18 protein-coding genes are annotated in these 21,644 nt (G+C 39.2%); 5 read left to right on the top strand and 13 right to left on the bottom strand.

The window, feature by feature from the left end; genetic code table 11:
• Positions 1–231: 231 nt before the first annotated feature.
• From ACOQO5_RS04880 to tatA, 10 genes are all read right to left on the bottom strand, one after another.
• Positions 232–906: an energy transducer TonB gene (locus tag ACOQO5_RS04880; RefSeq protein WP_420580566.1), complete on the bottom strand. Its 675-nt coding sequence runs from the start codon at positions 904–906 to the stop codon at positions 232–234.
• Between the two features lie 133 nt (positions 907–1,039).
• The gene (locus ACOQO5_RS04875; RefSeq protein ID WP_420580585.1) at positions 1,040–1,297 is read right to left on the bottom strand and encodes a VanZ family protein; all 258 of its coding nucleotides are present in this window, start codon (positions 1,295–1,297) and stop codon (positions 1,040–1,042) included.
• 104 nt (positions 1,298–1,401) lie between these two features.
• Positions 1,402–1,782 carry a glycine cleavage system protein GcvH gene (gene gcvH / locus ACOQO5_RS04870; protein ID WP_420580565.1) on the bottom strand — a complete coding sequence of 127 codons (381 nt, stop codon included), beginning with the start codon at positions 1,780–1,782 and terminating at the stop codon, positions 1,402–1,404.
• Between the two features lie 100 nt (positions 1,783–1,882).
• Positions 1,883–8,992, bottom strand: a complete 7,110-nt coding sequence (gene sprA, locus ACOQO5_RS04865) for a cell surface protein SprA (RefSeq protein WP_420580564.1) — start codon at positions 8,990–8,992, stop codon at positions 1,883–1,885.
• A gap of 17 nt (positions 8,993–9,009) precedes the next feature.
• Positions 9,010–9,603 carry a Holliday junction branch migration protein RuvA gene (gene ruvA / locus ACOQO5_RS04860; RefSeq protein ID WP_420580563.1) on the bottom strand — a complete coding sequence of 198 codons (594 nt, stop codon included), beginning with the start codon at positions 9,601–9,603 and terminating at the stop codon, positions 9,010–9,012.
• Positions 9,604–11,877 (bottom strand): NADP-dependent malic enzyme, encoded by a 2,274-nt coding sequence (locus ACOQO5_RS04855; protein WP_420580562.1) that lies wholly within the window; start codon positions 11,875–11,877, stop codon positions 9,604–9,606.
• 157 nt (positions 11,878–12,034) lie between these two features.
• A complete protein-coding gene (locus ACOQO5_RS04850; RefSeq protein ID WP_420580561.1) occupies positions 12,035–13,114 on the bottom strand; it encodes a DUF4837 family protein in 1,080 nt (359 codons plus the stop codon).
• A gap of 43 nt (positions 13,115–13,157) precedes the next feature.
• The gene (locus ACOQO5_RS04845; protein ID WP_420580560.1) at positions 13,158–14,510 is read right to left on the bottom strand and encodes a LysM peptidoglycan-binding domain-containing protein; all 1,353 of its coding nucleotides are present in this window, start codon (positions 14,508–14,510) and stop codon (positions 13,158–13,160) included.
• A 3-nt stretch (positions 14,511–14,513) separates the two neighbouring features.
• Positions 14,514–15,947 carry an Asp-tRNA(Asn)/Glu-tRNA(Gln) amidotransferase subunit GatA gene (gatA, locus tag ACOQO5_RS04840; protein WP_420580559.1) on the bottom strand — a complete coding sequence of 478 codons (1,434 nt, stop codon included), beginning with the start codon at positions 15,945–15,947 and terminating at the stop codon, positions 14,514–14,516.
• A 1-nt stretch (position 15,948) separates the two neighbouring features.
• The gene (gene tatA, locus ACOQO5_RS04835; RefSeq protein WP_176214756.1) at positions 15,949–16,149 is read right to left on the bottom strand and encodes a twin-arginine translocase TatA/TatE family subunit; all 201 of its coding nucleotides are present in this window, start codon (positions 16,147–16,149) and stop codon (positions 15,949–15,951) included.
• 245 nt (positions 16,150–16,394) lie between these two features.
• Here tatA and ACOQO5_RS04830 point away from each other — a divergent pair, with 245 nt between their 5' ends.
• Positions 16,395–16,973 carry a YceI family protein gene (locus ACOQO5_RS04830; protein WP_420580558.1) on the top strand — a complete coding sequence of 193 codons (579 nt, stop codon included), beginning with the start codon at positions 16,395–16,397 and terminating at the stop codon, positions 16,971–16,973.
• Between the two features lie 110 nt (positions 16,974–17,083).
• Positions 17,084–17,392, top strand: a complete 309-nt coding sequence (locus tag ACOQO5_RS04825; protein WP_420580557.1) for a LiaF transmembrane domain-containing protein — start codon at positions 17,084–17,086, stop codon at positions 17,390–17,392.
• Here the strand turns inward: ACOQO5_RS04825 and ACOQO5_RS04820 are convergent.
• Entirely contained in the window at positions 17,389–17,880 is a 492-nt protein-coding gene (locus ACOQO5_RS04820) for a hypothetical protein (protein WP_420580556.1), read from the bottom strand. The genes ACOQO5_RS04825 and ACOQO5_RS04820 overlap by 4 nt on opposite strands.
• 232 nt (positions 17,881–18,112) lie before the next feature.
• Between ACOQO5_RS04820 and ACOQO5_RS04815 the strand changes: the two genes are divergently transcribed.
• The 3 genes from ACOQO5_RS04815 (at position 18,113) to ACOQO5_RS04805 (ending at position 20,095) form a co-directional block, all read left to right on the top strand.
• On the top strand, positions 18,113–18,424 hold the full coding sequence (locus ACOQO5_RS04815) for a hypothetical protein (RefSeq protein ID WP_420580555.1): 312 nt from the start codon (positions 18,113–18,115) through the stop codon (positions 18,422–18,424).
• 156 nt (positions 18,425–18,580) lie between these two features.
• Positions 18,581–18,901: a hypothetical protein gene (locus tag ACOQO5_RS04810; RefSeq protein WP_420580554.1), complete on the top strand. Its 321-nt coding sequence runs from the start codon at positions 18,581–18,583 to the stop codon at positions 18,899–18,901.
• A gap of 105 nt (positions 18,902–19,006) precedes the next feature.
• Entirely contained in the window at positions 19,007–20,095 is a 1,089-nt protein-coding gene (locus ACOQO5_RS04805; RefSeq protein WP_420580553.1) for an NAD-dependent epimerase/dehydratase family protein, read from the top strand.
• A gap of 2 nt (positions 20,096–20,097) precedes the next feature.
• Here ACOQO5_RS04805 and ACOQO5_RS04800 read toward each other — a convergent pair whose 3' ends face one another.
• Positions 20,098–21,177 carry an alanine racemase gene (locus ACOQO5_RS04800; RefSeq protein ID WP_420580552.1) on the bottom strand — a complete coding sequence of 360 codons (1,080 nt, stop codon included), beginning with the start codon at positions 21,175–21,177 and terminating at the stop codon, positions 20,098–20,100.
• A 12-nt stretch (positions 21,178–21,189) separates the two neighbouring features.
• Positions 21,190–21,642, bottom strand: a complete 453-nt coding sequence (locus ACOQO5_RS04795; protein ID WP_420580551.1) for a DinB family protein — start codon at positions 21,640–21,642, stop codon at positions 21,190–21,192.
• Between the last annotated feature and the right edge of the window lie 2 nt (positions 21,643–21,644).

Raw genomic sequence — 21,644 nt, 5'->3', positions numbered from 1 at the left:
CAAAATCGGAGTTAATGGTTAATCAGTTATTAAGTTAATAGGAGATTGATTTTGGTTTTTACTGTAAACAAAAGACATCAACGTAACCCATTGAAAATTAACTCAATCACAAATAACTAGTAACCAGTGAGCTGCATATTTCAGGTTTAACCCAAAATGAGGACACAAAAAAACCCTGATGTCTCGATAAGTATCTCGACATCAGGGTTTTTTATTTCTTATTAATTTCTATTAGCTCAACTTGAACGTAATAGGTAGAATCATTCTAACTTTTACTGGACGACCTCTCTGCTTACCTGGAGTCCACTTCGGAGCATTTTTCAATACTCTTACTGCTTCCTCATCACATCCAGCACCGATTCCTTTAATCGCTCTTACTTCAGTAAGGTTTCCAGACTTATCAACCACAAACTGAACAAACACTCTTCCTTCGATACCCATTCTACGCGCCTGATTAGGGTATTTCATCTCCTTACCTACGTACTTATAAAAAGCTGCCATTCCACCCGGAGGTCCTGGCTGGTCTTCAACGATATCAAAAATTTCATCTGCCACTTCCTCTTCAGGAGCCTCTTCGAATACAATATCTTCAATGACTGTTTCTTCTGTAATTTCTACATCCAAATCCACTTCGATCTCTTCCTCGATTTCTTCCTCATCAGGAATTTCAATAATCTTAGGCAATTCAATCTTTGGTGGCGGTGGTGGTGGTTGCTCGGTTGGAGGTATCTCCATGATATCCTCAAAATCATCATCCACTTGACCCAAATCAACTAATCCTCCATCATCATAAAATCTCCACTCAAAGGCAGTGATGACTAGCAATAAACTGACAGCAAGTCCAATATTAAAAAACATCCCTGTTTTTCTCTCAAGAGAGATGTCTGGATTTTTTTTGTGCTCCATGCTTATTTAATTAAATAAAATTTCTTTTCTAATAGCAACTTCAAATATACTAAAGTCCAGATTATATCTATGCGAATTCATTTTTTTTCAGCAGAATTAATCCACAATAAATCAACAATTGACAAGACCGCTCCTAAGTATCTGATACTCTGGTACTAACTATATATACCGAAAGGAGTCCAAAAAAGGTTCCGCTGACATCTGCTAAACCATCATATATGTCTGTTTGGCGACCTGGTACATAGGACTGCATCCACTCAGTAAATATTCCTAAGGAAATGCCGGTCAATAGTCCAATCACGAGGCCCTTTTTTAGGTCTTGCGATAACCCGGCAAAAACAGCATAAATCATGAATAGTCCGAAATGGACTATTTTATCAAAATGTGGAATGGGAATTTCGAACAGCGGCTCACCGTCCGAAGGAGAGAGTGTAGCAAATAGGATGGCACCAGTCCATCCTATGGCTAATTTCTTGAATATGGATTTTGATGGAATTATTTCCCAATCAATTCTTTATACGCATCTGCCGAAAGTAATCCGTCTTTTTCGCTCATATCCGAAAGCTTGATTTTGATCATCCAACCGTCACCATAAGCATCAGAGTTTACAATTTCAGGTTCAGACTCCAACTCTTCATTGAATTCTGCCACTTCACCAGACATGGGCATGAACAAATCAGAAACTGTTTTCACCGCCTCTATAGTTCCGAATAATTCGCCTTTGGCAATCGTTTCGCCTTCAGTTTCGATTTCTACATATACGATATCTCCAAGTTCACCTTGAGCAAAATCCGTAATACCAACAGTAGCGACATCGCCGTCGATTTTTACCCACTCGTGATCTTCTGTATAAAGTAAGTTTTCAGGAATATTCATCTTGAATCGATTTTGTTTAATTATGGTTCCAAAAATACGTCGATTTTCGCAATTCAATTAGCAATCTTATAAGATTATTATATCCAGAAATATGCGAAATTTATTGCGCTAAACTAAAACGCATTTGGATACCAAATGCTGATGAGGACCTAGGAAAAGTATTTGAAACTTTGGGCTCGTTGATGTTTTTTTCAAAATACATCGTGATGTTCAGTTTTTGATTAGCAACATAGCTTACTGTTGGCCTTATTTGATAGTTGATATTACCATTTGTAATGGTTTGTACATTCTCTATTTTTCTCTGAATGGTCTTAGTGTCTCTGACTGTAAAAGTGAACCTGAATTGAAGATCATTGTTTAATGTAGATGTCCTTCCTTTGATTTTAAATGGAATTTTCATTTTGCTTTTAGTAATCCCAAAATCAAATGCAATGTCATTACTGCTCATTTCTGTTACTTGTGAGTTAGAAAGATTCAATGAAAGGCTTCTTTCTTTCTTGTATTCAATTTTCGATGTGATTTTACTTTTGGTTCTAATATTAATACCTATCAAAGGAGAGAATCTTTCTATTACGTCTACCTGATTAATTACATACACAGGGGAAAGTGCACCATTTTCTCCAGGCAAAGTGGCCATAGGATAGTCCAGTATGCTGTTCTTTAGTTCTAAAGCCTCTGGGTTGTCGTATAGGAGCGAATTTGTATAGTTTGTGATGCTGAAAGTAGACACATATGCATGGGTCAGGTTTATTGATGCAAACACCTCTTTTAGTGCTGGTATTTTACTCAGACCGGCATAATCAATTCTCCAATTCGGAACTGGTGTTTTTGGGAAAGGTGTCAATTTCACGCTACTTGCACTTTTTCCTGTGTAGGCTGCTATAAATGCAGGAATCAGAACGTCTTGCGAGTTGATATCGTACTCACCGTTGGAGTTCAATAAGTTTAGACGCTGACGTATAACATCTCTGTTTTCCACAAATTTTTCAAATGTCGAATTAATATTCTCTCCATGGTCTCTTACAAAAGAGGTTTTTATTGGAAGAAATGTAATGGTATAGCTACCTGACCTCGATGGAGTCAGAGATCTATATTCTCGAGCAACGGAATCATAGCGGTAGATTTCCTGATAGGCACTTGTTTCAGATCTTTTCGCGTCAAGTTGAATTTTCAAATCTTTGAATGGTTCAATGTTCGCACGAATATTTAGATCTACCGTACGACTCTGAACAAATGGAGTGGTTAGCTTTCCATTTTCAACCAACCAGCCATTTTCTGCAGCTTTAAATCTGATATTCGGATCTTGGCTACCAAAGATAAAAGCCGAACCTGGAGCATTAAAATCTCGATCCATCCCGAATAAATAGGGCACCGGAATAAACCCTGGTAATTTGGTTGCCTCTCTTTGACCATAAGTCAAATTAATTGAGCGCAGAGACATGAGCAGCCTCATGAACCCTTTGAGACCGGCACCACCAGAAGATTTGGTAGTGTCTACACGAGCAGGTGCTCGTGACCGTGTAGAGCTACTTCTGGAACGAGAAGGGGAATTAATAGATTTTAGATATTTAGACTTGTTGTAAAGTTTGATCATATCAACCTTCCCATTCCAATCTCTTGTACGACTGTTTTCTAAAATATTTCCAAATTCTTCAACTTGTCCAATATTGCCGCCAGTCCAGCGATAATCCACATTGTAGCGATAGTCTGCACTTATCCAGTCAGTCAGTGGTAGCTTATCCAATGGCAAACGATAATTTAATCCGATACTCTGGTTATAATTTTTCATTCTACCGAATTTTTTGATGTTATTCCAAATAGAATCCCGTTTGGCTTGCGTATCGATATCTCCTTCTGGCTCATCTATTATCGCATTTGCTGTAGCATTATAGTTTAAGCTCAAGCTTTTGAAGATGCTCCATCTCACATTGTAGGTCCGGTTGAAAGTAAAGTATTTTTCAAAGTTAGGGTCAATTCCTGTAGTGGTCAGGTCTGCATTTCTTAGCTGTCTTTTTCTAAACACCCTGTTCATAGATGCCCTAACTGAAAAATTATTTGGTAGAGGTGAAATGTTGATATCCTTAATCAGTTTCAAATATGGACTGGAAAGCGCTTCTGAATTTTTGAATGGTTCTATTGATGGTGGTTGAGGACTATAATTGTACGACGCATTGCCATCATATTCTTTTCTAAAATCACTTTCTGTGTTTACATCCTTAGATTTCTGTTCTGAATAGGCATAACTAAAAGAGAAATTTTCGATATCATACACATGGCTTTTCGCATCTGGTTTTACTTTTTCCTTATGCACATCGATGAAATTGATACTCTTATTCACGGTCTGAGAAATTACTTTCTCCTTGTATTCATTTCTTTGTTGTTGGTCATCAAATTTTAGTACGGACGCATCTAGCGGAATATCAGGATCCAAAGGGTCATATTTAGGTGTCTGTTTAGACTTCGAATAACTAACAAACATTGGAATTTTGATTCCAGTATTCCATGGTATTAGTTTGTCAACATTCATATTCATGGACAAATCATAATCTATGGATTCGTCTCTGGTTCGCTGAGATATATTGTCCTGGATACCTCCAAAACCAACACTAGTGTATCTGGTAGCCGCATTGATGGTAGCAAAATCTGCCAGCTTCACACTCATTCGAGCATTGGCGGCCCAGCCCTTTTCATCATCATAGTCCGTCAAACGCATTTCATTGGCCCATATACAGACCGATTGAGGCTCTGCATTATCTTCAGTCTTAGGGTTTCTCACCCCAATCATCATAGTTGTGACATTGTTGAGTTTAGGATTTCCAACAATTGTTAATCTATATTTCCCATCTGTAGATTGTCGGCTAAACTCATCTTCCACATTTACATCACTTCCATTTCTGGCAGCCTTTACACCATATAATTCATTGAGTGCTATATTAATTTCATTTTCCTCGGGCCACACATCCGTGTCTAAATATGGGGCTGCATTGTCTGGAGTAATTTTGAGGGGCACTTCAATTTCGTAATAGTTAGACGTTTGATCTAAACCCAATCGAAGAAATCCAGTCATATCGTCATCATTTATCGTCTTGTTAAGGTATTGTTCCGCATGAAAGAACATCTTGATTCTCCCATAATTGACCAAGTCCTGTGATACTTCTTTGTAAACTGCTCGTGCATCTCCATCTTCTAAATCTTCCACGCATACTTTGAGTGATTGCTCATTTACTTGTCGAGATATGGTAGTGGTATTATCCTGATCTCTGGTGATACCAGGCGGCAACACATAGGGTGGCTTACCGTCAGCCGGTAAGCTGTTTTCTTCAATGTTTACTACAGATACCTCAAAATCGGAAGTGCCTGTTTCAGGCAACACATCAAATCCTTGATCTTTCAGGTTTTCTACAGATTTTCTCCACTGACTGGCTACCAGTTGCATTTTTGCCATCCTCAAAACGACTGGCTGTTGCCAACCGGTCATATACATTCTTATGAATCTATTGGATTCTTCTGTGTATTCACCTACGGTCCTTGTGGGTTGATTGATGGGTATTCTGAACAAGTACCAAGTGGCCTCGTCACTCACCGCCTTATCAACAATATTGTGTTTACCCACTTGGAGGTCGTCAGCCCTAAGGTCTATTTCAAATTCACGATAAGCTTCTAAAGTGTTGATATAGTTGTCTTTATTCAAATCTTCATTTTCAGGTAAATTTGTGGCTGATGCCGTAAAGCCATTTGTTCCTGCACCGATGGGGGAGTTTCCTTCTATTCCATTAAATTTCTTATACCTCTCCAAAATTTTTGCATTTCGCTGATCATAGTTGTCACTGAGGAAGTACTCGAAATCATCAGCTGCCACATCATCTCTCGTTCTGGCCTGACCAACTGCATTCATTCCATCCAGACCTATAACAGAGCCAAATTGTGCTCTTTCTTCTTCAGACTTCAGTCCATCCAATCCAACGTCCTGATTAGGCCTGGAAGATGTTGAATTATCAAAAAATTCAGTCAGGTATTGCAGCGTGGTGGCTTTTCCATAGGCTGTTGGTTCAGTATTCTCAAGGCTACCATCTGGAGGTAAACCATTTTCAAATTCATGTTTTCCTCCTTCCAGCAAATTCTCAGATACATCTCCTAAATTGAATATTAGCTTTCCTCCTGTTTGATTATTGGTATTAACAATTCCATCATGAACCACTCCTCGCTCACCTTGGATAAATGGATCCATCATCCAGAATTCAATGTATTCCATATTGTTCTGACGGAAATTCACCTCGCCAGTAATAGCTCGCGTGATTGCACCATAGTTGTTCTGTGGATCTGATAACAAGCCATCTGGTGTTAAATTGGGGTTATAGTTGTATGGACCTCTCTCTTGCGGGTAATAGGCAATATCAAACACTGGCAAGTTGGTATTCACTACTTGGCGATCTTGTTGTTTATAAATCTCTTGTGGGAGTACTGGCCTTACATAGTGGTTTCGAAGGTCTTCGTCTGATATGTTATCAGGTTTGTTCCCTCCGCTTAGATAGAATGCCGACCGATCTATAATATACCAGGCCATTTTCGCTCTTCGGTAGTTATCAGCAAGCGGGCTTGAATCGTCTTGAAAACGAGCAGGGGTTGATCCAAGTTTCCATGGCAAATGCCCACCGGCTATGTTGTATGGAGTTACTGCACTTTCAAAATCATCCAAATATGAGGAGCTTTCTCCATTTACTTTATTAGACGTTCCTGGCAGCAGTTGAGCAAATTCACCATTGAAAGTAACCGTCGATTTTTCTTTGGTACTTATGAGTGGCAGCGCATCCACCATTTTTGTGAGCATCCGAGATTCTTCTTGATAATTCACATCAAAACCATATTTCGTATTTTTGATAGGTTCATTGCCGGCCGTGTATCGACTCACGCCTCCTGGTCTTTCGCTTAAGTGAAAAACGGTCGCCCCAACATTGATTTTATCCGAAAAACGATAATCCAATCTTGCCCCGGTCAACCACCTCGATCTGAAACTGAATAGATCGTCCACTTCATAAGAAACATTGATTTGTTTGCCCGATGCGATTACCCCTTGATTTAGTATTGTTATTGTACCACCTGTATTATAATTGACTTGATAATCGACACCTTCAGCGAGCAGTTGGCTACCAGCCGTAACTCTCACTGATCCTTTGGCTATATTGAAAGCATTCAGCGGATAGACGCCTGCTGCACTGGAAGAAAAAGTGCCATTTAGGAAGAATTTATTTTTTGCAATATTCTGTTGAGCATCGATTTTGGATTTGTCATACAAATCCTGAAATACATATTGATCTTTTAGCCTTTGCTCGCTAGACTCAAATTTGGATTCAAGTGTAGTACCAAAAGGTTCCAATACAGGAAAAATCACATACCCATTATCAATGTCGAATGTGACGTCAGGTATAAAGTCAAACTTTCCATCTTTTTGATTATCACCATTTACATTCAATTGATCTAGCGCAAGCAATTCAATCAAGGGTACATTATTGGTGTTCACCCCTTCATTTAGATTTGGTGCATCATAGTTTTTCGTGTCATCTCGGTAATTGATTCTTAACTCAAAGCCTTCTTGATTAATTCTTGGAGAATTTAAAGAGTAGATATTTTTCATCATGAGATCCCAAGTAGTAATCTCAGTGTTTATCCGACCAGGGCGTAGCATTTTCAGAAATATTAGATCGTCATCCGGACGTCCATTATATGATTCAGACAGTTCACCTACTTTGTAACTTTGTCCATTGTAGGTATACTCGAAAGCTACCGCCAGCACCTCATCATTTTGTAGCTTTCGTTGCAAGCTGATATATCCCAACTTTGAATGCCACTTGTATTCTCGATCGTCAAGTTTTCGCGCGGTTGGCCGCACTTCGAAATCTGTACCTACCATCATATTTCCAGAAGCCGCACTTCCTAAAAATGTTTCAACAGTAGAAATGTTTCTTACTTGAGATTCATTGGTATTGATATAATCCCAAAGGCCATTGGCCTCATTGTCACTTGGATCTCCCTGAGCAGTATTGCCCCATTGTATGCTATTTTGAATATTTTCAACCTCACCCTCTCCCAAATCTGTAAATGCAATAAAATTTCGAACATTCGCGGTTTCATTATTGGTATTCACCACATACACCTCTACTCTGGTGATATTGACTCCAGAAGTAACCTGAGGTATGTCTTGCAGCCAGTTTTGATAATTGTCTCGAAAGAAATGGGACAGGAAGAAGTGTCGTCGTTCATCATAATCTGCCGCTCTCAAACTGAAGGGCTGACCCTCAGCACCAAACTGAAAAGTTTTGCTTTGAGATTTGCCTTGTTGGCGAGAAGCCAAAGCAGTAACGTAAAGCTTACCAAATTGAAGCTGTGTCTTGATCCCAAACAAACTTTGTCCGCCAGTCATCAAGGAGTTAGAAACGGGCATGCTCACATTACCTATTTCTATTTTTTTAATTATATCTTCTTCATACCCTGTATACTCTACCTTCAAATTATTCTGAAAATCGAAAGAGTTGTTATTATCGAAGTTTGCGGTAATGGCTAGTTTTTCGCCCACTTTCCCCACCACGTTCATCGAGATTTGCTGATTATAATTGAACCCACCATTTCTTTGTTGGTTGATAGGAATGGCGGGATTTTCTATGCGTTGCCAGCGCCCTCCAAAATCCAGGTTCACGAATCCATTGGGTTCAATATCCACATAGCTGCCCCCAAATATTCTATCGAAAATTGGGCTTATATATAATTTGGGGATGAGCCTCCTTCCACTCACTGCACTTTCTCCATCAAGACCGGAAGAACGGTTTTGCCAATATTCCTTCTTCATTTCTGCATCTTGATAACGGTTGAATTCTTCAAACGTCATGGTCGATCTAGGGCGATAATTTAGTGCTCCTACACGCTCGTAGATGGTGTAATTCATGCCCGTATCAATTTCCAAATCTAGCTGCATGGAAGCCGGATCTTCTAGTAGCAATGGAGATGGGCTTTGTGTATTTGAAAAAGGGTCTCCGAATCGATCTTGTTGTCTAAAAGTAGGACGGTAAGACGGTTCGTATTTTTGATTGATAACAGAATCGGCGCTGATGGAGTCTGCTGGCACCTGTTGAAAACCATATGTCGAATATGATCCCAGCATTCCCACAAGGAGAACGAGTAAAAAGGTAGGTGTTATTTGGAATTTGATTCTACTCAAACTCTTTTTATGCTGTTTTAGGCTCTTTTCAGAGCTAATTTGATTAATTCCTCTAGACTCACTTGCTCCGCGGTTTCGCTCATAATTTTATCTATAGTTTTTTCTGCTGCTGCTTTATTAATTCCCAAAGTTGTTAGTGCCGATAACGCCTCCGATTTGAGCGTATTGCCCGAAGAAAGTGAAATCACTGGTGCATGACCTTCCAGTTCTTCTTTACTCATTTTGTCCTTCAACTCAAGTATGATTCTCTGAGCCGTTTTCTGACCTATTCCTTTTACCCCACTAATAGTTTTTACATCACTATTTACAATCGCCGAATGAATTTCTTCAGGTGAAAGAGATGACAATATCATCAATCCGGTGGAAGGTCCCACTCCGGATATAGAAATCAGTTGTAAAAAACGCTTGCGTTCAGATTCTTCAAAGAAGCCATACAAAGTATGACTATCTTCTTTAACGTGTAAATGAGTGTGAATCTTACAAGCGTCCAACGCTTTGACTTGACTAAAAGTGTTGAGCGTAATTTTGACTTGATAGCCCATACCTCCTACATCCACAATGATATAGGTAGGATCTTTTTCTACAAGTTTTCCTTCCAGATATGCAATCATTTATTTCTTCTTATTGGCGGTAGCCTGTGCATCAACCACGGCAATAGCTGCCATGTTGTATATTTCCCTAACTGAGCTGCCTGTTTGCAATACATGCACAGGTTTTTTCATGCCCATTAGAATAGGCCCTATCGCTTCACTTGCTCCAATCTCCATGAGCAGTTTATACGCAATATTTCCAGAGGACAAATTAGGGAAAATTAATGTGTTTACCTGATGCCCAGCCAAATCACTGAACGGATATGTTTTTGCCAGCAATTTTTTGTTCATCGCCAGGTTAGCCTGGATGTCTCCATCGATAGTCATTTCCGGCCATTTCTCCTTAGCTATTTGAACTGCCTTTGCTGTTTTAGTTGGCACATCTCCTTTTGCTGAACCAAAGTTAGAATATGAAAGCATCGCCATTTTTGGCTCAAAACCAAAGAATTTTACGGCCCTATGCGTCAACTCAATGATATTAACCAAGGCTTCCACATCAGGATTGACATTCACCGTTGTATCTGCCAAAAAGAAGGTGCCTTTCTTGTTTCTTATTATGTACATGCCTGCCACTCTGTTAAAACCAGACTCGACTCCAATGATTTGGAGGGCTGGTCTTAAGGTATTCGGGTAGTCGCTGTTCAAGCCAGAAATCAAAGCATCTGCCTCACCAGTCTCCACCATCATTGATCCATAATAATTACGATCTAGCATATCATGCCTTCCCTGATTAATCGTAGCACCCTTTCTCTTGCGTTTCTCAAAATGAATTTTGGCAAAGGATTCTAACTTTTCAGTCTGATAAAATGGGTCGATGATTTCACAATCTAAATCAAGGTTTAATTCTTTGATCAGGCCTTTGATTTTTCTTTCATTCCCTAGTAAAATTGGAACACCCACTCCTTCGTCAGCTACAAGTTGAGCGGCCTTTAATATTTTTTCTTCATCCGCTTCTGAAAAAACAATGCGCTTAGGATTCTTTTTAGCAGCAGAAATAATACGTGATATGATTCGCTTCTCCGCCCCTACTCGTTCTTCTAGCTCGATTTTGTATTCATCCCAGTCGTCGATAGTAGTTTTGGCCACTCCCGAATCCATCGCAGCTTTAGCCACGGCAGACGAGATATTAGCAATTAGTCTTGGGTCTAACGGTTTGGGGATCAAATAGTCTTTGCCAAACTTGATCGATTTCTCGCCATAGGCTTTTGATACGATCTCAGGCACCGGCAATTTGGTCATTTCGGCCAGCGCTCGGACGGCCGCCAGTTTCATTTCTTCGTTGATCGCAGTAGCTCTTACGTCCAATGCTCCTCTAAAAATATATGGGAAGCCCAATACATTGTTTACCTGATTAGGGTGATCAGAACGACCTGTGGCCATCACAATGTCATCACGTGTAGACATGGCCAGGTCATAAGCTATCTCGGGATCTGGATTAGCCAAGGCAAAAACTATAGGCTTATCGGCCATGGATAACAAATCTTCAGGAGAGAGCACGTTGCCCATAGATAGTCCCAAGAACATATCCGCATTTTTCACGGCTTCAGAAATCGTTGAAATATCTCTGTCCGTGGCATACTTGCCTTTCATCGCATCCAGATTTTCGCGGTCTTTTCGGATCACACCTTTGCTATCCAGCATCACGATGTTCTCTCGGGTAGCACCCATTTTCACATACAAATCAGTACATGCAATAGCTGCTCCACCGGCCCCATTCACTACGATCTTTATATCCGCTATTTTTTTATCTACCACCTCGAGTGCATTTAATAATGCTGCACTGGAAATAATGGCGGTGCCGTGCTGATCATCGTGCATCACAGGGATGTTCATTTGCTCTCGAAGTTCTCCTTCTATTTTAAAGCTCTCAGGAGCTTTAATATCTTCAAGGTTTATCCCTCCAAATGTAGGTTCAAGAGACTTGACGATTTTGATAAACTCATCTGGGTCTTCTTCATCGATTTCAATATCGAAAACATCAATTCCTGCAAACTTTTTGAATAGCACACCTTTTCCTTCCATCACAGGCTTAGAGGCTTCGGGACCAATATTTCCTAAACCCAAAACTGCTGTGCCATTGGAAATAACACCAACAAGGTTTCCTTTGGCTGTATACTTATATACTTTTTCTTTTTCATCAGCAATTTCGAGACATGGCTCTGCTACACCAGGCGAATAGGCTAAGGCCAGATCATGTTGTGTGGCCAGAGGTTTTGTGGGCGTAACCTCAATTTTTCCTGGAATAGGGTCTGAATGAAAATCTAGTGCGTCTTTCTTTCTTATTTTTAAACTCATGGTAGAATTCGTGGATTAATAATGTTGCTGGTTTTTGAGCAAATGGGGGAATGCTAATGAGCAAAAACCAAGCTTCAAAATTGCGGAAATTCTACGAGAAATGGACTAGAAAACAGGCATTAAGTTATGAGCAACTAATGCTTCATATTTATGGCAACTATTTCAATTCTTTTCCAGAACGAAAAGTGTTTATGATCACTTCTATTTCTTGCATAAACTCGCGTTTATCCTTGGATGGCGCATAGACATAACCCTCCAGATAGTACATTCTCTTTTGAGATTCGTCTACAAACACATAGCTTACAAATGGCCCTCCACCTGATATATCGCTGAGCTTCCAAAGTCCACGAACTTCTTTGGCATATTTTCCTTTAAAGTTCACTTCTCGGATATTCATATTCTCCTTCTGCAGCGTCATAAAGATTTCAGGTTTTTGAACATCACGCATATAAGAAGATGTTATTTCTTCGCGAAATGCCAGTACGTCATCAAAAGGATCTTTGGAATTAAAGGGTCTATAGTGAACAAAAATATTCTTTTCATAATCAGGATCTAATAGCCTAATCCAGATAAAATCCCTCTGATTTTTCGCCAAGTCATACCCGTAAGGCACTTGGACATCAAAGCCATGAGTTTCCCTAATAGTTTTCTCAATCTGCTTTTCGCGTACTTTGAAAATGGATTTAGAAATCCTTTTATCTTCAATATTCAGCAAATAGTTTCTCAAGATTTCTTTATCTCTTTTCAAATGCCCAATTAATTGTTTTTCGGTCTGACCAAATAGATGTAGAATTTCCTGTCCTCGAGCAAACTGATTCTTTTGAGGCAATCGATACAAGGCCGTATCCTTTAAGATTTTCTCCAAGGATGAAGAGGTAAAATAGTTTTGCATCGCTCTACTTTGAGCACCTTGATTATCCATGGTACTGACGAAAATCATAGACTTGCCAGTTTTGAGAATGTTATTCATCTTCAACGGATTGATGTTTCTCAATTTGAAATAGGGCTCGTCTTGGGGATAGCCTGGAACATAAACTGAGAATATTTCTCTAAGAGCCTCTCCAAGTGGGCCATTCCATTGAGACGTGTCCATTACACACAGAATGGCATTGGCTTCTCCACGTGCTATAGGCAAATGAGATTTACTACCTCCATTTTTGCTATTGTCTGAACTGCAGCCTACGGTTAATATTGAGATTAGTAAAATGAAGAGAAATTGTATATTTCTTAATGTCATAAGATTTGAATGCTTTTAGTACTAATCCGGCTTTTGCCAAAAGTCACATATTAATTAATAATTTTTGACCAGGCTTAATATTTGATGAAGTGAGGTTATTCAGTTTCTTGATTTTTTCTATACTCAAGTCTTCATAAAGCTTGGATATACTCCAGAGTGATTCTCCTGATTTTACTAAGTGATAAGTACCACCCACAACCACAGGAACAGGTTTAGGGACATTTTTTACCACATAAGTCTCTCTGGTTTTTGAGGAATAATGCGGTAAGGTCCATATATTCAAACGCTGACCAACTCGAATCATATTACTACTCAAATTGTTCCATCTTTTAAGGTCTGAAATACGAACATGATATCGCTGTGCAATGGTGCCAAGCACATCACCACTTCTTACCCTATAGATTTGGCGTGTACGACCATAAGTACTGCCTGGTGAGTTTCTTGCCAAATACGCCAATTCTTTCTTGCCTACTTTATTTGCTGAGTCCAAAATGGAAAGTCGGTTCGTTCTAATATGACTAGCTAAATCTACAGGAACCCGAAGTGGAAAATTCAACGTCCCGTCAGGTGTAGCTCCACGAATGATATGTGGGTTTAGTGAGATCAAGTCATCCACACATAGATTGGTCAAATTAGCAAATGTTTCAAGGTGCATGTATCCATTCACATGAATCGTGTCATGAGCAACCTGATAATTCATATCAATGTCTTCAAGGATGAAATTGTGCTCATCCAGGTAGTTGAGTGTATATATCATGGCCACAAACTGCGGTACATAAGAACGAGTTTCCCTTGGCAGGTATCGATATATTTCCCAAAATGTTTTCTTATAGCCAGACCTTCTTATGGCCTTTCTGACATTACCGGGGCCTGTATTGTAAGCAGCTAATGCTAACTCCCAATCTCCAAACATATTGTATAAGGCTTTCAAATATCTACATGCTGCTTGTGTAGCTTCATAAGGGTCCATTCGCTCATCGATGTACCAGGATTGAGAAAGGCCATATGATTTGCCAGTGGCTGGCATAAATTGCCATAAGCCAGCTGCACCTACTCTTGACATGGCATTTGGCCGCAGTCCAGATTCTACAATTGACAAATACTTCAATTCATCCGGCATTCCCCTTTCGGCCAAGGCTTCTTCAAAAATGGGGAAGAAGAGGTCTCGATTCGCCAAAACTGATTTTGTATATTCTCTGTCGCGAATAGTAAAGTAATCGATAAAAGATTTGATGCGATCATTGAAAACGAGCGGAATACTTCCCTCCACACATTTCAACCGATCTTCCATTAGCTCGTAAGAAGCCTCAGGAAATTGATCTAGCGAAGCGTCTTTTTGCGCTAAGAGATGAAATGAGGGAATAAGCCCAAGAATAAGAAGTATTTTTTTGATCATTGTTTATTTGGCCAGTACATGATCTACCAAGTACTTTGAAAAAGATAACAGTTTTTCTTCTTCAAAAGTATTAGCTATCACCTGAATTCCAATAGGCATGCCATTTTTATCCTTTCCATTAGGCAAAGAGATGGCTGGAAGTCCTGCCAATGAGGCCTGAACGGTAAATATATCCTCAAGGTACATTTCCAAAGGATCTCTGTTATGGCTATTCAATTCAAAAGCTGTTGTAGGTGCTGTTGGCAAAACGATAAAGTCATGATTATCGAAAATCTTTTTCGTTTCATCTCTGATCAACCTACGGACTTTTTGAGCTTTGGTGAAATACGCATCGTAGAAGCCTTCGCTCAAGACATAGGTTCCCAGAAGGATCCTCTTTTTTACTTCATCACCAAATCCTTCTGAGCGAGATTTTTTGTACATAGACTCTAGATCATGAGCATTGTCAGTCCTATATCCGTAGCGCACACCATCATAACGGGACAAGTTGGTGCTGGCCTCTGCTGTGGTTAGGATATAATAAGTAGGCAATACATGATCCAAATAGTCGAAACCTAGATGATCGACGCTATGACCCAAATCCTGAAGTTTATCATAAGCATGACTGGTGGCTACTTTTATTTCTTCATCTATACCTTCATGAGAAAGGGTATTGTCAAAGCATGCTATTTTGGCATTTCCATTCCATTCTGTTTTTTTTGAATAAGAAGGGACATTTGTATGAGAAACCGTGGTGTCATATTCGTCCGCTCCTGCCATGATCTCTAAGGTTAAGGCCGTATCGTCTATAGAATGGGCCAAGATACCCACACAATCAAATGAGCTGGCATAAGCCGACAAACCATGCCTTGAAATTCTTCCATAATTTGGTTTGAAACCAACAATGCCGCAATAGGCGGCCGGCTGGCGAACAGATCCTCCAGTATCGGATCCAATGGATACCAAGCACATATCCGCCTGTACTGCTACTGCCGAACCACCAGATGACCCACCTGGCACACGATTTTCACCTGAACCATTGATTGTCGGTCCAAAAACCGAATTTTCATTCGAAGAGCCCATGGCAAATTCGTCACAGTTGTTTCTTCCTATAAGAATGGCATCTTCATCCAACAATCGCTGGACGCATGTAGCTGTAAACTGGGATTCGAATCCTTCTAGAATTTTGCTTCCACATTGAAGTTCATGCCCTTCATGACAATAAACATCTTTGATTGTGAATACCATACCTGCCAATCGGCCGGCCGTTCCGTCTTTGATTTTTTGCTGAACTGTGGCTGCTGTAGATAATGCGTCATCTGCATAAACTGCCGTAAGCGCATTAAGGTGTTTATTTTTATTAATATTGGAAAGGTAGTGGTTGACTAACCCTACACAGTCTATTTTGCCCGAATCAATGTCTGATTGAATTCGAGACAATGAATCGTATGTGTTCAAACTATTCTTTGTCGTCTTTGATTCCTTCTTGGATTTCGTCTTTAATTTCTTTAGACGCATCCTTGAATTCTCTAATTCCTTTACCTAAACCTTTAGCCAATTCAGGAATTTTTTTCGCACCAAAGAGAAGAATAATAACCAAAACTATAATTACAAGTTCCCATCCGCCAGGCATCCCAAATGCTAATACTGTATTCGTCATTTTTGTTTTGATCTAGTGTGTATTGTTTTAAGCTTGCAAAGATAAGCCAAATTGAATCAACTATACGATCGTACTATTTAATTAGTTATCTCAAAGCAGCTTTATTGAATATTTCAAAATCTAATTTGTAATTATTAAGAATTTGAAAAAAAATTATAAAATCGGAACCTTATAATTCAAAGGCCGTTATATTTGTAATTACAACTATTGTATAGACATATATTTTACCAAACTATTTATCAAACATGTTAAACGTACTATTATTAGCTATTGGATTGAACATTAATCCTGTTGAAACAACTGCCACTTATGAAACCAACGTTTCGGAAAGTAGCGTAGTGTGGACTGCCACTAAAGTAGTAAGCGGTGGTCACACAGGCACAGTGAATATCTCTAAAGGCTCATTGGAAATTGATAACTCTGAGCTGAAAGGTGGGTCTTTTGAAATTGATATGACCACGATTGCCAACACAGATATAGAAGGTGAGTGGAGAGCTAAGCTCGAGGGTCATTTGAAATCTGACGATTTCTTTGCAGTGGAAACCTACAAAACTGCAACGCTTGAAATTACTGATGTAAAAAAATCTGCAAAAGGAAAATATGATGTAACAGCTGACTTAACAATCAAAGGAAAAACTTCTTCTGTCACATTTCCTGCTGAACTAAATGTAGAGGATGGAAAAGCAACTGCTACTGCCAAAATCGCAGTAGACAGAACTAAATATGATGTAAGATATGGATCGCCAAGTTTCTTTGATGATTTGGGTGACAAGGCCATCTCAAACGAGTTCACTTTAGACGTAATAGTGGTTGCTTCTAAATAATATCAATTTATAGGCTCTGCTTTACTATGGTTTAAAACTTTGGAAAAGCTAAACAGAGATAGCGAAGGCAAACAGTCTTCGCTATTTTTTTTATCTTAACTCTAAAAAACATGACTCCTCGCGACAAACGATCTTCTCTAGGTGCCATTTTTATCTTAATTGGCGTCTTATTTCTTTTAGACAATTTAAGATTATTGCCTTGGGAAATTCCTTACTACTTTTTTACGTGGCAGATGGTACTTGTTCTTATTGGCCTTTATCAGTTTCTCTCTGGAAATGCAAGAGGAGGGCTCTTTTTCATTGCTCTTGGTATGATCTTTTGGCTTCCTGAGTATTTCGATATTCGATTCAGAGATTATTGGCCTGTAGTTTTGATAGCCGTAGGAGTTGGATTTTTAGTTGACAAAAAAAGGCTCTAAAGCTGCTTGATAATTTCCTTGATAGGTATTTTTATACTCCACATTTCTGCCCGAATGCGTTCGGCGCTGTCCAGACAATATTTATAAATGTTGCTGGAGGTGTCTATAGGATAGGCATAGAGGACCGTTTTGGCATCTAACTTTTGAACCGAAGGTGTTGGTTTCAAGTAGTTTTCTAAATTGTATTGATAGGCTGACAACAATTGTACCTCTAGTTCGGAGCTAATAGGAGAGTTTACATTGATTTTTTGAATGTCTGCCTGATAATTAGTCGCAATAGAGTCCAACTCTTCCCATTTACTTATTTCACACAACTTTGAGCCAATGGTCAAATTTGAACCGCTGATAGTTTGTATCTGCTCTAAAAGTTCATTTCCAATTTCACCTCCTTTTTGCAGAATTTCAGCCTCAGAAATTTTCTTTATCTCTCGAGACTTCATTAATTCAGCAGTAGACACTTTGTTTTTATTTTGTTCATGGCAGGCCATGGTAAATAATAAAGCCAAACTTAAAAGGCCACAATTCCCAATCCTTTTTACTAAACTACTGACCATATTCTTTTGAGCTATTGTTTAGAACTACTGTTTTCTAACTGGTTTTCTTCATACAATTTTAGAGAAACTAGTCTGAATAACATCCAAGTTCATCATGCTATCTTCCAATTCTAGGATAAAATGGGTATTTTTAAGTAACTCCATTCTTAAACTAAACAAATGAACCATGAAAAATTTATTACTACTCTTTAGCCTTTTCGGCTTTTTATTATTCACTACTGCCTGTGGTGACGATGATGATTGCGACATCGATGCACTTGAAGACCAAGATGAAGATTTTTATGATGACTATTACGATGCCTGTTGGATAGAAGGTGATTGTGATGATTGTGAAGATGCTATAGAGGATTATATTGACTTTCTAAAAAGTAATAAAGATTGTGCTTCTCAAATAGAAGATGTTGATGAGGATGATATCGAAGACTTTATTGATGAGTTAGAAGACACATTGGACGATGTCCAAGATCAATGTGAATAAGCTTTTGACAACTGAATCCGGGCAGCCTTTGTGCTGCCTTTTTTTTGACCCTGTTCCTGAACCTATCTAAAATATACTTATTTCTTGGTATTCCAATATTCAAGGAGTTCATCTTCCTTTGTACATAAAATCTTTTAATCGAATATTATACGAACCATGAAATATTTATTACTACTCTTTAGCCTATTCGGCTTTTTATTATTTACTACCAGCTGTAGCGATGACGATAGTTGTAACATAGCGGATTTAGAAGACGTCTCAGAAGACTTATATGATGACTATTTTGATGAGTGTTATGATTCAGATATAGATTGTAGTGATTGTGAAGACGCGCTCCAAGCCTATATTGATTTTTGGGAGGACAACAAGAGTTGTATTGCTTCGAATGAAGATGTTACAGGGTTTGATGAAGACGACATTGATGATCAAATTGATTACTTAGAAGATCAGCTTGAGGATATTGAAGATAATTGTTAAGCAATAATGTGATCACAAAAAAAGACAACCAATTGGTTGTCTTTTTTTGTTTATGCTCTTCTAACATTAGGAACTTTCTTAGCTTATCGTTAATTTTTGAGTTCCATGTTACAACAGGTCGAAGAAGAAGAAATTAACCCCCATATTCTCTGTCGAGAATTACCCATATTGGTAACTGGGGGGGCTGGGTTTATGGCTTCTTGGCTCGTCAAATACCTTTTGGAAGACGGGTACAAAGTTAGAATCACAGTTAGAGACTTAGATAATGAAGACAATTACAAGCATCTCCAAAAAATAGCCGAAAACTCAAAAGGATCTTTAGATATTTTAGAGGCAAATCTACTCGAACCAGATGGCTTCAAAGCAGCGATGTATGGTTGCAATATCGTCTTTCATACAGCTTCACCTTATTTGTTGAGTGGGATCAACAACCCTCAAAAACAATTGATTGACCCTTCCTTTGAAGGCACCAGAAACGTACTGGAAATGGTCAATAAGACATCTTCTGTTCGAAAAGTCATATTTACGAGTGCTGTATCTGCCATATATGGAGATGTCTCTGATATAGAAACGACTAAAGAAAAAACTTTTACTGAACAATATTGGAACAAGTCCAGTAATCTCAAACACCAACCCTTGGCTTTCTCCAAGACGGTAGCAGAGCGAGAGGCTTGGCGCATTCATGACGAGCAAAGTAGATGGAAAATGGTTGCGCTCAATCCAGCCATCATTTTAGGCCCGTCCCTAACTAATAATAGTAAGTCTGGTAGCTTCGACTTTATAAAGAAAATTGCGAATGGCACTTACAAAACAGGTGTCCCTAATGTGCAGTATGGGTTCGTGGACGTACGAGATGTGGCTCAAGCGCACATTTTCGCAGCGCAAGACCAATATGCAGAAGGTAGATTTATGCTTGTGAGCGAAACCAAATCCATGCTCGACATAGCCAACACATTGCATGCGAAGTTTGGTGAAACATTTCCTTTTCCTCGGAAATTGTTTCCTACCAAAATGCTATACTTCTTTGGTTTTACAAAAGGGTTTTCTAGAAAGTTTGTAGTTGAAAATGTGGATAAAGAACTCAAATTTGACAACAAAAAAAGCCGCCATGAAATCGGCGTCTATTATAAGCCGGTAGACGAAGCTGCTTGTGAGACGCTTCAGTTTTTGTTAGATCATAATATGCTGGATTGATGCTATAAATGCATCGTTCCAATCTTCTCTCCTCTAAGCGTCACATACTCTTGCATGAGATTGGCAGTCAAACAAGAATGTATAGGTAGAATGCCAAGTACATCACCTATTTTGATTTTTTCTATTTGGTCTTTAGGTACAGAGATTTTTCCATGCTCTTGTGAAAGACTTTTTACTCTACAGCCTTTGATAGGAGCTGACCAGCCTTTTTCCTCCAATGCGACCACTTTTCCAAAGTAGATACCTTGTTCATCATCAAGCTTGTCCTTACTCAAGTGTACGGCTCCTGCATGTACGACCACTTCTGATCTTTCAGGATAAACGGCAACCACTGGGGCTCCCAGGCATACGGCTATGTCTTCGAATTGACAAGCACCGATGTGCGCTTGCATCACATCATAAAAAATAAAATTGCCTGGACGAATCTCATCTATATTTTCAAATTTGTCTATCAGACTACAAGAAGGTGTGTCACCAATGGAAATCTTCAGGTTCGAGTCTAATTGCTCTCTCAGGGCGTTTAATGATGCTACTCCAGTGTGATAGATAGATTGAATTTCAGCATTTTTGGTCTCAGCATAAGTGTGACCGAAATGCGCCAATAGTCCTTTAAATTGATGATGATCTGCAATCGAGGCTCCAAGCTGTTTGATATGATCTACATTCTCATGCCAAATACCAACACGGTGATAACCTGTGTCAATTTTGATGTAAATATCAACAGGGCTTTCAATCACAGTGTTGATGGCTTCTATCGCAGTTTGTGATTCTACTACCAGTCCTAACTTTACTGCCTTCGCCAGATGCTTGAGAACATCCATCTGCAGAATATTCACAGGGAACGCTATGGTGATGTCATCCCATCCATGACCAGCGAAAAAGACTGCCATGTCGATGGACGATACTGTAATGCTTTTTACACCTTGTTCACGATACCACTCACCTATCTCTTTGGAAAAATGGGTTTTGAAATGTGGCCGAAAATTGACGCCTGAGGCCTTGGCTTTTTCAGCCATAGTTTTGATGTTTTTAATGGCCTTTTTTTTGTCAAGAAGTAACGTAGGTTTGGTGACTCTGTACATAGCTTATTGGCGTTAAGACGCCAATAGACGCCTATGGTAATTGATCTGGCCCAGGTGGTACATCAGGTGACCAGTTAAATGCATTAGAAAATAAGAAAAAGTCATGGGTTTGCCAAATACCTCTATTGGATAGGTATTTTCCAAATCTTGATCTGAAAGCAGATTCAACGCTGACGTTACAGCGCTTTTGGTACGTCCAATTTCGGTTAGCAAATCAGCGGCCGGCACATCCTTTTTCCCAAATTCCTGCTCACGTTGTCGAACATAGCCGTCTTTCCCGATCACAGCCCCAATGAAATGCTGAAGGTTTCCACAAATGTGCAAGGTTAGATTCCCTGGAGTATTTTTAATGTCACCATCTAGTTTCCATAAATCAGATTCATTTTGGTAAGAACGAATTTCCTTTTCAAGACTAGTCAGATCTCTAATTAAAATGGATTTGATGGAATCAACATTGGTTTTCATTT

Source organism: Reichenbachiella sp., assembly GCF_965223055.1.
In the GTDB taxonomy this organism is placed as follows: Bacteria; Bacteroidota; Bacteroidia; order Cytophagales; family Cyclobacteriaceae; genus Reichenbachiella.
The sequence above is the reverse complement of the archived record's forward strand: the minus strand, read 5'-3'. Positions and strand labels throughout refer to the sequence as shown.